The sequence below is a fragment of the Micromonospora sp. M51 genome (assembly GCF_018070305.1).
Taxonomy (GTDB): domain Bacteria; phylum Actinomycetota; class Actinomycetes; order Mycobacteriales; family Micromonosporaceae; genus Micromonospora; species Micromonospora parva.
In genome coordinates, this window is sequence record NZ_JAGPXZ010000095.1 from 1 (window position 1) to 12,525 (window position 12,525).

The following is a 12,525-nucleotide window of genomic DNA, read 5'->3' on the forward strand; positions in this document are numbered from 1 at the left end:
GGATGTCCGCGTCGCTGGCGACCGGGGCGGCGTCGTACACCGACTGGGCGACCACGCCGTCGCCACCGAGGCCGGCGTCGCCGGGCAGCTTCGGGGCGCTGCTGTCGCCGTCACCGCCGCAGCCGGTGGCGACGAGGGCCACCGCCACGGCGGTCGCGGTGAGGGCGAGCGAGCGCCGCCGGGTGAAGCTCTTCTTGAGGATTGACATGACACCCTCCCGTTGGGGGCTAGTGCTGGAGGATCTTGGAAAGGAAGTCGCGGGCCCGCTCGGTGCGCGGAGCTGCGAAGAATTCGTCGGGGGCGCCGGATTCGACGATGCGGCCGTCGTCCATGAAGACGACCCGGTCGGCGGCGCGACGGGCGAAGCCCATCTCGTGGGTGACCACGATCATGGTCATCCCCTCCTTGGCGAGGGAGACCATCACGTCGAGCACCTCGTTGACCATCTCCGGGTCCAGGGCCGAGGTCGGCTCGTCGAAGAGCAGCACCTTCGGTTGCATGGCCAGCGCCCGGGCGATCGCGGCCCGCTGCTGCTGCCCACCGGAGAGTTGGGCCGGGTGGTGGTTCGCCTTGTCGGCGATCCCGACGCGTTCCAGCAGGGCCATGGCCTGCTGCCGCGCCTCGGGACGGGCGATCCTGCGGACCCGGGTGGGGCCGAGGGTGACGTTGTCCAGCACCGTCTTGTGCCCGAAGAGGTTGAAGGACTGGAAGACCATGCCGACGTCGGCGCGCAACCGGGCCAGCGCCCGACCCTCGGCCGGCAGCGGTTCACCGTCGATCTCGATGCTGCCCTGCCCGGCCGTCTCCAGCCGGTTGAGGCAGCGGCACAGGGTCGACTTGCCGGAGCCGGACGGCCCCACCACGACGACCACCTCGCCGGCGGCCACCGTGAGGTCGATGTCCTTGAGCACGTGCAGCGGGCCGAACCACTTGTGCAGGCCGCGTACCGACACCATCGGTCGGTCCGCACCCGTCGTCCCCGGTGCCACCAGACGGCCCCACTTTCTTCGACTACCGAATCAAGTCGGCTTCATATCGAACCAACAGCGCCATCTAAAGGTAGCCAGGAAACTAAGTCAACCAGTTGCTTGAACAAACTGTGGATGCTAAGAACCTGACGTGACGATTGACGACGCGCCACGCGAAGCCCTCCGGGGCGGCCCTCGGGAGCTGCTGCGCTGGGTGGCCACCGGAGCGGCAGTCAGTCGTGCCGACCTGTCCCGGCTCTCCGGGCTGTCTCCGTCGACGGTCTCCCAGCGGGTCGAGGCATTGATCAACCAGGGGTTGTTGGAGGAGACCGGCGCCGGGCGGTCCCGAGGCGGACGCCGGCCGCGCCAGCTCGCCGTGCCCACCGGCGGCGCCGTGGTCGGCGCCATCGACCTCGGCGCGCACCACGCGCGCGTCGGCACGCTGGACCTCTCCGGGCGGGTGGTCCAGGCACGCACCCTGCCGGTCCGCATCGAGGAGGGCCCGGAGCAGGTGCTCGGTTCGCTGCTGGCCGAGGTCGCGGCGCTGGCCGCCACGCCCGGTGACCCGACGTCCGCCGGTCCCGTGTCGTCAGCCTCGACGGCGGACGGCGACCCGGGCGCGCTGCGAGGTCTCGGCATCGGCATTCCCGGCCCGGTGCAGCACGCCACCGGCCGGATCGTCAGCCCGTCCCGGATGCCCGGCTGGAACGGCTTCGACGTCGCCGCGTTCTGCGCCGGCCGGGTCGACGTGCCGATCATCGTGGACAACGACGCCAATCTGATGGCGCTCGGCGCGCACCGCACCGCACACTCCGAACTGGACCATGCCGTCTACATCAAGGCCGGCACCGGGATCGGCTCCGGTGTCATCTCCAGTGGACGGCTGCACCGGGGCGCGCAGGGGTCGGCCGGCGACATCAGCCACTGCCGGGTGGTGGCCGATCCCGCGCCGCTGTGCAGCTGCGGCAACGCCGGTTGCCTGGAGGCCGTGGCCAGCGGCGCGGCCCTGGTCACCGCGCTACGCGAGCAGGGCGTGACGGTCTCCGACCTGACCGGTGTGATCCGCCTGATCGACGACGGCGACCGGCACGCGACAGCGCTCGCCCGGCAGGCCGGCCGGGCCATCGGCGAGATCCTGGCCGTCGTGGTCAACTTCTTCAACCCGCAGGTGGTCGCCATCGGCGGCCGACTCGCCGACTGCGAACCGCTGCTGGCCAGCATGCGAGCCACCCTCTACGAGCGGTGCCTGCCGTTGGCCACCCAGACCCTGCTCATCGAGCGGGTCGCCACCAGCCAGGACGTCGGCATCACCGGTGCCGCCCACCTGGTGATCGACCACGTCGTGGCGGCCAACTGACCTCGCTCGTCCGCCACCGCACCGCGGGCTGTCGACGCCGATCGTCCTGACGTTTTCCTTACTCCTGGTCACCTAGCCTTCCAGCGTTCCTCACCTGACCGTGATCGACTCTGGAGGTTCTCACCGTGCGGATCAGCGGACGGATGCTCGTACCGATCTCGTTGGCGATGGTGCTGGCGACCGCCGCGTGTGGCCTGTCGGCGCGGGCTTCCGGGCAGGCCGAAGTCCCACGTTCCGGCCCGGCTGCCGGCAGCGCGGAGCAGAGTCCCGTCTCCAGCCCGACCCCGGAGATCCCAACCGACGAGGAGATTCCCACCAGAGCCGCCGGCACCTTCACCAGGGCCGCCGGCACCGGTCGCGTGATCGGCAGCGGCAAGAAGCGGGTGCGCTACAGCGTCTCGGTGGAGAAGGGCATCGCCTGGGGTGACATCCCCGCCTGGAAACCGGACCGGTTCGCCGAGAGCATCGAGCAGGTGTTGGCGGCACCGAACGGGTGGGCCACCTCGGCGCAGCACCCGGTCACCAACAAAGCCGTGAACCTGAGCCGGGCATCGTGGTCCTTCCAGCGGGTCGGCACCTCGAAGGCCGACGTCGACGTGCGGCTCGCGACACCCCGGACGGTGGACCGACTCTGCGGCGCCAGCGGCGTCGACACCGAGGGGGTCTACTCCTGCAAGTACGGCAAGACGATCATGATCAATCTGCGGCGCTGGCTCCAGGGTTCGCCGGGGTACCCGGTCACCATCGAGGAGTACCACGCGGGCGTGATCAATCACGAGTTCGGCCACTTCCTGGGCTTCGCCCACATGAAGTGCGGCGCTCTGGGCGAGCCGGGCCCGGTCATGATGACCCAGACCATCGACCTGGGCGGGTGCCTGCCCAACGTCAGTCCGTTCGTCGGCGACGGCCGGTTCGTCAGCGGACCGTGGGCGCCGTCCTGACCTGGTGATTCCTGACTGACCCCAGCCATGATCGACACGGGATCCTTGAACACGCGGTATCCGCGTCCACGCGTTACCCCGATATCACTGATCCCGTGTCGGTCATGCCAGTCAGGCAGTGCTCCAAGATCCGATCAGGTCGTGGTCAGGTCCTGCAGACCCTTGAGCATCTCGGCGAAGTCGGCGGTCTCCGCTGGCGGCGGCGACTCGATGGTCACCGCCTTGTCGTAGTCGGTGTAGTCGATCACCATGTCGCCCATCGCGCCCATCGCCAGGCCGGCCCGGCGCGGCCGGTACTGCTCGTCGACCCACAGGTCGATCTTCAGTTCCTTGACGCCCTGCGCGGCCAGCGCCTGCTCGGTGACGTCCCGACGCGCGGCGTCGATCTGGGCGAGGTAGGTCGCCACCGGAGTGGTGACGGTGTAGTGCACAGTTGGCACCCCGCTCACCGTCTCCTGCCCCACGACCGTCGTGCCCTCGATGGCGAGCAGCGTCTTGACCTGCTTGACCGGGTCGGCGTTCTCGAACTGCTTGGTGAAGCCCGTGCCCGTCAGCTCGCCCAGACCCGACAGGTCCATCTTCATCCAGCGCTTCCCACCCGTACGCGCGCGGCCCTCCTCCGGAATCTCGGTGAAGACCACGGCACCGATCATCCGGACGGTGGTCGTGGTTCCCTTCGCGTCGGTCATCGTCATGTCGGCCTTGAGCGGGTCACCCAGGTCCAGGACACCCCGCATCGAGATCTTCTCGCCGCCCATCGTGCCCGTCATCGTCACGGTCACCGAGTCGGTCTTGTTGGTGGTGTCGACGGCCTTCTGCAGGGATCCCTTGAGATCACTGGCCAGCAGTTGCAGGACGGTGGGCTGCTTCGGCGCCTCGGACTCGCCGGACGTCACGCCGCAGGCGGAGATCGCGAACGCGCTGAGCGCCGAGACCGCCACCAGCGTGGGCTTCTTCCAAACTGACACGTACCGACCTTCCCCCGTAGGAATCTGGGGAGATCCCCAGTAGACCGTCGACACGCTAGCCCACCCCGTCTATTCGAGGCACCGCCTTTGTCGACCGACCACCGTCGCCGCGGTGGTGGACGAGGCCGACCTGCCGTCGCTGTGGCTGGACCGGCAGTGGCGACTGCCGGAGGCGGTTGGCCGCACCGACGCGTGCACCGCCACGACGACGACGGCGTACGCCTCCTCGACGATGGTCCCGACCCGCGCGACGCCCCGATGGACTGAGGGTTGTCGGGCTGGCGGTCGGTTACTCCGGGACGCGGCGGTAGGCGCCGTCGCTGGCCGAGGTGGCCATCGAGGCGTACGCGCGCAGCGCCGCCGACACCGGGCGCTGCCGGTCGGTCGGGGTGTACGGCCTGTCGCGCTTCTCCTCGGCCACCCGGCGTGCCTCCAACTCGTCCTCCGGCACGTTGAGGGAGATCGACCGGCTCGGGATGTCGATGACGATCTCGTCGCCGTCGCGGACCAGGGCGATCATCCCGCCGGAGGCCGCCTCGGGGGAGACGTGCCCGATGGAGAGCCCGGAGGTGCCACCGGAGAAACGGCCGTCGGTGAGCAGCGCGCAGGAGCGACCCAGGCCGCGGCCCTTGAGGAACGAGGTGGGGTAGAGCATCTCCTGCATGCCGGGGCCACCCTTGGGCCCCTCGTACCGGATCACCACCACGTCCCCGGCGACCACCTGCTTGGCGAGGATCGCTGTCACCGCGTCGTCCTGCGACTCGTAGACCTTCGCCGGGCCCCGGAAGGTCAGGCAGTCGTCCGGCACGCCGGCCGTCTTCACCACGCTGCCCTCGGGCGCCAGGTTGCCGTGCAGGATCGCCAGCCCGCCGTCGGCGGAGTACGCGTGCTCGCGGTCCCGGATGCAGCCGCCGGCCGCGTCGGTGTCCAGCGACGACCAGCGGTTGGTGGTGGAGAACGGCTCGACGGTACGCACCCCGCCCGGGGCGGCGTGGAACAGCTCGACAGCGGTCGGGGTGGGGGAGCCGCCGCGCACGTCCCAGTCGGTCAGCCACTGCGCCAGCGAGGGGGAGTGCACAGCGTGCACGTCCCGGTTGAGCTGCCCGGCCCGGTCGAGTTCGCCGAGGATCGCCGGGATGCCACCGGCCCGGTGCACGTCCTCCATGTGGTACTGCGGGGAGTTGGGCGCGACCTTGGCCAGGCACGGCACCCGTCGGGAGATCGCGTCGATGTCGGCGACGCCGAAGTCCAGCTCCGCCTCGCGGGCGGCGGCGAGCAGGTGCAGCACCGTGTTGGTGGAGCCGCCCATCGCCACGTCCAGGGCGACCGCGTTCTCGAAGGCGGCCTTGGAGGCGACAGTGCGCGGCAGCACCGACTCGTCGTCGCCGTCGTACCACCGCTTGGCGATCTCCACGACGGTCCGGCCGGCCTCGACGAAGAGTGACCGGCGGGCGGCGTGGGTGGCCAGCGTCGAACCGTTGCCGGGCAGCGCGAGCCCGATCGCCTCGGTGAGGCAGTTCATCGAGTTGGCGGTGAACATGCCGGAGCAGGAGCCGCAGGTCGGGCAGGCGGAGCGTTCGATCTCACCGAGCTGCTCGTCGGTGACCGCCTCGTTCGAGGAGGCGATCATCGCGTCGATCAGGTCGATCTTGCTGTGCACGACGCCCTCGATCGCCATCGTCTTGCCGGCCTCCATCGGGCCGCCGGAGACGAAGACGGTGGGGATGTTGAGCCGCAACGCGGCCAGCAGCATCCCGGGGGTGATCTTGTCGCAGTTGGAGATGCAGACCAGGGCGTCCGCGCAGTGCGCGTTGACCATGTACTCGACCGCGTCGGCGATCAGCTCGCGGCTGGGCAGCGAGTAGAGCATGCCGCCGTGGCCCATCGCGATGCCGTCGTCGACAGCGATGGTGTTGAACTCCCGGCCCACCCCGCCGGCCTCGGCGACCGCGTCGGCGACCAGGCCCCCCATGTCCTTGAGGTGTACGTGACCAGGCACGAACTGGGTGAAACTGTTGGCGATGGCGACGATCGGCTTGCCGAAATCGTCGTCGGTCATCCCGGTGGCCCGCCAGAGGGCCCGGGCGCCGGCCATCGTCCGACCGTGTGTGGAAGTCCTCGACCGCAGCTCAGGCATGCATACCAGCATGACACCGCCGGCGCGCGGCCCCACCCGGGTATCTGCCGTGTCCCAACAGATGCACACTCAGCCCCCCACGACGTGCGCCCATCCGGCACTCTTGGAGGCGTGCATTTTCCACCGGGCATGGCCGCTGTCGCGGCGCTCAGCGGGCTCGTCGCCGCGGTGGCCGTCGTGCTGCTGACCGTCGTCCGGCGGCGGCCGGGGCCGCGTCGACCGGCGCACGTGCTGCTCGCGGCAGCCGCCGGGGGTGCCCGGATCAGCCTCCTGGCCGGGGTGGTCGCCGCGCTCAGCGCGACCGCCCAGTGGGCCCACGAGCAGGGGCAGCGCACGGGTTGGGCGACGCTGGTGGCGATCGGCACGGCGGTGAGCGGGCTGGCCTTCGCCGCCGGTCTGCTCCGACTGCCCGGGGTGGCCGCCACCGCGGCGGGAACGGCCCGGCTCGCCCTGGACGGGTTGGTCATTGCGGCGGCGCTGTGGTTCGTCGGTTGGGTGCTCTTCTCCGAGCCCACCCGGTTGCTCGGTGCCGCCACCCCGATGGCCTGCCCGGCGATCCTGGTGGCCACGGTGAGCGCGGCGCTCGGCGCCGGCCTCGCCGTGATCGTCGTCTTCCGGGCCGCCGCCCCACGGCGACGGCTCGCCGCGCTGTGCGCCGGCATCACCGCGGTGAGCTGCGGCGGGCTGGGGCTCAGCGCCGGGCTCTGCCAGGCCGGGCCGACCATGGCGCTGACCGGCGCGTCGCTGCTCGCCGCCGGCCTGCTGACCGTCGCGCTCGCCCTGTACCGGGCGGACCGGCCGGGGCAGGTCGACCTGGACCTGGTCGGTCGCGACGGCGAGTACGCCATCGCCCCGATGCTGGCGATGGCCGCCTCGGCGATGTACCACCTCGCCCAGGACGGCCGGTTCACCGCGGCCGGCATCGTGGCCGGCAGCGTCGAGGGTTTCGCCCTGGTGGCGCGGCAGTACCTCACCCTTCGCGACGTCCGGGGGTACGCGGGCCGCCTGGCCGAGCGGGAGGCGCACTTCCGGGAGTTGGCGCACACCGATCCGCTGACGTCGTTGGCCAACCGGCGCGGGCTGCTGCGGGCGCTGCACCACAACGCCGCGGACCGCAACCCGTGCGTGCTGCTCGGCCTCGACCTGGACGGCTTCAAGAACGTCAACGACATGCGGGGCCACGACGTGGGCGACGCCGTGCTGGCCGAGGTGGGCCGGCGGCTGCGCGGCAACCTGCGTCCCGGTGACGTGGCCGCCCGGCTGGGTGGCGACGAGTTCGCCGTGCTCATGCAGGGCCGGTCGGTCGAGGCGGACCGGGTCGCCGAGCGGCTCCTCGGGGTGCTCAACCGGCCGTACGACCAGCCGGAGGGGCCGGTCTTCCTGTCGGTGAGCATCGGGGTGGCCGACTGGGCCGACGAGCCGGACGTGGAGTTGCTGCTGCGGCACGCCGACCTGGCGTTGCGCTACGCCAAGCAGCGGGGCAAGAACCGGATCGAGCGGTACGACGCCGCGTACGACAAGCTGCTGCGCCGGCGGACGACGGTGGAGCACGAGCTGCGCGGGGCCATCGAGCGCGACGAGCTGCGGTTGGCCTTCCAGCCGGTGGCGTCGCTGCCGTCGGTGCGGCCGGTCGGCGCCGAGGCGTTGCTCCGCTGGCACCACAGTGAGCTGGGCAACGTCCGTCCGGACGAGTTCATCCCGCTCGCCGAGGAGTGCGGCATGATCGCTCCGCTCGGCGCCTGGGTGCTGCACCAGGCCTGCTACCAGCTCTCCCGGTGGCTGGCGGACGGGCACGACGTCTGGGTGTCGGTCAACGTCTCTCCCCGCGAGCTGCACGCCCCGGAGTACGTGGTCCAGGTCGCCGAGGCGTTGCGCGCCCACCACGTGCCGCCGCAGCGGCTGGTGCTGGAGGTCACCGAGCACGCGGTCGCCACCGACCTGGACGAGCTGATCCGGCGGCTGACCGCGCTGCGGTTGACCGGTGTCCGGATCGCGCTGGACGACTTCGGGGCCGGTTACTCGTCGCTGGGGCAGCTGCGGCGGCTGCCGATCGACATCCTCAAGATCGACCACAGTCTGGTCGCCGAGCACGAACCGGTCCGCCCGGTCGACCAGGACGGCCCGGCCTTCGCCCCGATGGTCGACATCGTCATGCGACTGGGCCATCAGCTGGGGCTGGAGGTGATCGCCGAGGGGGTGACCACCCCGACCGAGCTGGCCGCCGTGGTGGCCGCCGGCTGCCGGTTCGGCCAGGGCGCGCTCTTCGGCTGGGGGGTGCCGGCCGAGCACCTGGAGGCGATGCTGGAGGCGGCCACGTCCCCGGGTGCGCGTCCCACCGCGGTGCCGGCGCCACGTCCCGCTCCGGGCGGGTCCGGGCAGCTCAACCCGTCTGCCGATGGCGCGTCGCCGGCCGACGCGCCGACCTCCGTTAACCAACATGTGGGATCAGTTGACTCATCGCGTGAGATGCGTCAGGCTTAGCCGCATGTCGTCGTACCGGTCGCTGCGAGTACTTACCTGAGCGCACTCTCCCTCACCGAGAGTGCGCTGGCCCCGTGCATCTGCACGAGGGCCGTTTTTATTGCCATCGGAACCTGGCGAAGCGGGCCGCGCCCGCGTCGCATCGCTTGACTAGCCACCAGCCACTCCAGCCGAAGGCCAGAACCGCCATGACGAGACCCACGCCCGAGACCCTCGCCCACACCGCCCGCCGGGCCCGCGCGGCCGCCGACCCGACCCTCGACGTCGACCAGGCCGGCACGCGCACGGCCACCCCGGCCACCCCGGCGGTACGGCCCGCCGCCGCGACCCAGGTTTCCGGGGCCGGCTCGCTCGTGCGGTCCCTTGAGGCGCTCGACGTCGACGTCGTCTTCGGCATTCCGGGCGGCGCGATCCTGCCGGCGTACGACCCGCTCTACGACTCGACGGTCCGGCACATCCTGGTGCGGCACGAGCAGGGCGCGGGGCACGCGGCGACCGGTTACGCGCAGGCCACCGGCAAGGTCGGCGTCTGCATCGCCACCTCCGGCCCGGGTGCGACGAACCTGGTCACCCCGATCGCCGACGCGTACATGGACTCGGTGGCGATGGTCGCGATCACCGGTCAGGTGGCCCGCCCGTCGATCGGCACCGACGCCTTCCAGGAGGCGGACATCCAGGGCATCACCCTGCCGATCACCAAGCACAACTTCCTCGTGCAGAACGCCGAGGAGATCCCCCGGGTGCTGGCCGAGGCGTTCCACCTGGCCAGCAGCGGGCGACCCGGCCCGGTCCTGGTCGACATCCCCAAGGACGTGCTCCAGGCGCCGACCACCTTCTCCTGGCCGCCCACGCTGGACCTGCCCGGCTACCGGCCGACCCTGCACCCGCACGGCAAGCAGATCCGGGAGGCGGCGCGGCTGATGGCTGGCGCCCGACGGCCGGTGCTCTATGTCGGCGGCGGCGTGCTCAAGGCCGGTGCCACCGACGGGCTGCATCGGCTGGCCGAGCTGACCGGCATCCCGGTCGTCACCACGTTGATGGCGCTCGGGGCGTTCCCCGACTCGCATCAGCAGCACCTGGGGATGCCCGGCATGCACGGCACCGTCGCCGCGGTCTACGGCCTGCAGAAGGCGGATCTGATCGTCGCGCTGGGCGCGCGTTTCGACGATCGCGTCACCGGCAAGCTGGACTCGTTCGCCCCGGACGCGGCTGTGGTCCACGCGGACATCGACCCGGCGGAGATCGGCAAGAACCGGCACGTGGACGTGCCGATCGTCGGCGACGCCAAGCACGTCATCGACGAGTTGATCGTCGCGGTCAGCGCCGAGCGGTCGGCGGGGCGTACCGCCGACCTCGGTGACTGGTGGACGCAGCTGAACGACCTGCGCGACCGTTACCCGCTGGGCTACGACGAGCCGTCCGACGGCACGCTGTCCCCGCAGTACGTGATCAAGCGACTGGGCGAGATCGTCGGCCCGGACGCGATCTTCGTGGCCGGGGTGGGTCAGCACCAGATGTGGGCGTCGCAGTTCATCTCGTACGAGAAGCCGCACACCTGGTTGAACTCCGGCGGTCTCGGCACGATGGGTTATGCGGTGCCGGCGGCGATGGGCGCCAAGGTCGGCAAGCCGGACACGGTGGTCTGGGCGGTGGACGGTGACGGCTGCTTCCAGATGACCAACCAGGAGTTGGCCACCTGCGCGCTGGAGGGCATCCCGGTCAAGATCGCCGTGATCAACAACGGCAATCTGGGGATGGTCCGGCAGTGGCAGACGCTCTTCTACAACGAGCGTTACTCCAACACCGAGCTCGGCACCCACAAGCACCGCATCCCCGACTTCGTCAAGCTCGCCGAGGCGCTGGGCTGCGTCGGGCTGCGCTGCGAGAACGCCGCTGACGTGGACAAGACCATCGCCGCCGCCATGGAGATCAACGACGCGCCCGTGGTGATCGACTTTGTGGTCGGCAAGGACGCGATGGTCTGGCCGATGGTCGCCGCCGGCACCAGCAATGACGAGATCATGTTCGCCCGTGGCGTCCGCCCGGTCTTCGACGAGGATGACATCTGATCATGACTATGCATACGCTTTCGGTGCTGGTGGAGAACAAGCCCGGCGTGCTCGCCCGGGTCTCCGGCCTGTTCTCCCGGCGTGGGTTCAACATCGACAGTCTCGCCGTCGGCGAGACCGAGAACCCGGACGTCTCCCGGATCACCATCGTGGTCAACGCGGAGTCGTCCCCGCTGGAGCAGGTCACCAAGCAGCTGAACAAGCTGGTCAACGTGCTCAAGATCGTTGAGCTGGATCCGCAGGTCTCGGTTGCCCGGGAGTTGCTGCTGGTAAAGGTTCGCGCCGACCGGGCCGCGCGCTCGCAGGTGCTGGAGACCGTCAACCTGTTCCGGGCCCGGGTGGTCGACGTCGCACCGGACACGCTGACCATCGAGGCCACCGGCACCCCGGACAAGCTCGACGCGCTCCTGCGCGACCTCGAGTCCTTCGGCATCAAGGAAATGGTCCAGTCCGGGCTGGTGGCCATCGGACGCGGCTCGCGTTCGATCACCGCCGGTCCCGCGCTGCGGGCCGCCTGACCGGCCGCCGGTCGGCCCCGGCGGGCCGCCCCGGAAATTCCTCCGCACAGACCACGACGGGCCGCACCGGCCGTCGTACGAAAGGGAAGTTCTCATGAGCGTTGAGGTGTACTACGACGACGATGCCGACCTCGGCCTGATCCAGGCCAAGAAGGTCGCGGTCATCGGTTACGGCAGCCAGGGCCACGCCCACGCGCTCTCGCTGCGTGACTCCGGCGTCGACGTGGTGATCGGTCTGCCGGAGGGCTCGAAGAGCCGTCCCAAGGCTGAGGAGCAGGGCCTGCGGGTCGTCACGCCGGCGCAGGCCGCCGCCGAGGCCGACGTGATCATGGTGCTCGCACCGGACACCGCCCAGCGCGGGATCTACGCGGAGTCGATCGCCCCGCACCTCACCCCCGGCAAGGCGATCTTCTTCGGCCACGGCTTCAACATCCGGTACGGCCTGATCAAGCCGCCGGCCGAGGTGGACGTGGCGATGGTCGCGCCCAAGGGCCCCGGCCACCTGGTCCGCCGCCAGTACAGCGACGGCAAGGGCGTGCCCTGTCTCGTCGCCGTCGAGCAGGACGCCAGCGGCAACGCGCTCGCGCTCGCGCTCGCCTACGCCAAGGGGATCGGCGGCACCCGGGCCGGCGCGATCAAGACCACCTTCACCGAGGAGACCGAGACCGACCTCTTCGGCGAGCAGGCGGTGCTCTGCGGCGGTGCCTCGGCGCTGGTGCAGACCGGCTTCGAGGTGCTCACCGAGGCCGGCTACGCCCCGGAGGTCGCCTACTTCGAGTGCCTGCACGAGCTGAAGCTGATCGTCGACCTCATGTACGAGGGCGGCATCGCGAAGATGCGCTACAGCATCTCCGACACCGCCGAGTACGGCGACCTGTCGCGTGGCTCGCGCATCATCGACTCCCGGGTCAAGGACGAGATGCGCAAGATCCTGGGTGAGATCCAGTCCGGCGAGTTCGCCCGCGAGTGGGTCGCCGAGGACGAGGCCGGCCGGCCCAACTTCACCAAGTGGCAGGCCGAGGGTGCGGCGCACCCGATCGAGGAGACCGGCAAGAAGCTGCGCGGCATGATGAGCTGGGTTGACCG

The 12,525-nt window shown here is 70.6% G+C and carries 10 protein-coding genes; 6 read left to right on the top strand and 4 right to left on the bottom strand.

Going from position 1 to position 12,525, the window contains the following annotated elements; translation table 11 throughout:
* Both KBX53_RS07955 and KBX53_RS07960 read right to left on the bottom strand, forming a co-directional pair.
* Nucleotides 1–208: hypothetical protein (locus KBX53_RS07955; protein WP_210858353.1), on the bottom strand; the 208-nt coding region annotated here is incomplete at its 3' end.
* Nucleotides 209–227: 19 nt separating this feature from the next.
* On the bottom strand, nt 228–956 hold the full coding sequence (locus tag KBX53_RS07960) for an amino acid ABC transporter ATP-binding protein (RefSeq protein ID WP_030337219.1): 729 nt from the start codon (nt 954–956) through the stop codon (nt 228–230).
* Nucleotides 957–1,119: 163 nt separating this feature from the next.
* Between KBX53_RS07960 and KBX53_RS07965 the strand changes: the two genes are divergently transcribed.
* Nucleotides 1,120–2,325, top strand: coding sequence for an ROK family transcriptional regulator (locus tag KBX53_RS07965; RefSeq protein ID WP_210858355.1), 1,206 nt, complete (start codon nt 1,120–1,122; stop codon nt 2,323–2,325).
* A 125-nt stretch (nt 2,326–2,450) separates the two neighbouring features.
* Nucleotides 2,451–3,266 carry a DUF3152 domain-containing protein gene (locus tag KBX53_RS07970; protein WP_156057945.1) on the top strand — a complete coding sequence of 272 codons (816 nt, stop codon included), beginning with the start codon at nt 2,451–2,453 and terminating at the stop codon, nt 3,264–3,266.
* A gap of 134 nt (nt 3,267–3,400) precedes the next feature.
* On the opposite strand, the gene KBX53_RS07975 is transcribed toward KBX53_RS07970, so the two are convergent.
* On the bottom strand, nt 3,401–4,234 hold the full coding sequence (locus tag KBX53_RS07975) for a hypothetical protein (protein WP_030337225.1): 834 nt from the start codon (nt 4,232–4,234) through the stop codon (nt 3,401–3,403).
* A gap of 289 nt (nt 4,235–4,523) precedes the next feature.
* A complete protein-coding gene (gene ilvD / locus KBX53_RS07980; RefSeq protein ID WP_030337227.1) occupies nt 4,524–6,371 on the bottom strand; it encodes a dihydroxy-acid dehydratase in 1,848 nt (615 codons plus the stop codon).
* Between the two features lie 129 nt (nt 6,372–6,500).
* Between ilvD and KBX53_RS07985 the strand changes: the two genes are divergently transcribed.
* The 4 genes from KBX53_RS07985 to ilvC all read left to right on the top strand — a co-directional run.
* Nucleotides 6,501–8,852, top strand: a complete 2,352-nt coding sequence (locus KBX53_RS07985; protein ID WP_210858362.1) for a bifunctional diguanylate cyclase/phosphodiesterase — start codon at nt 6,501–6,503, stop codon at nt 8,850–8,852.
* Between the two features lie 188 nt (nt 8,853–9,040).
* The gene (locus KBX53_RS07990; protein ID WP_210858358.1) at nt 9,041–10,921 is read left to right on the top strand and encodes an acetolactate synthase large subunit; all 1,881 of its coding nucleotides are present in this window, start codon (nt 9,041–9,043) and stop codon (nt 10,919–10,921) included.
* A gap of 2 nt (nt 10,922–10,923) precedes the next feature.
* A complete protein-coding gene (gene ilvN / locus KBX53_RS07995) occupies nt 10,924–11,439 on the top strand; it encodes an acetolactate synthase small subunit (RefSeq protein ID WP_030337232.1) in 516 nt (171 codons plus the stop codon).
* 94 nt (nt 11,440–11,533) lie between these two features.
* On the top strand, nt 11,534–12,525 hold a 992-nt coding region (gene ilvC, locus KBX53_RS08000; protein WP_210858360.1), incomplete at its 3' end, for a ketol-acid reductoisomerase.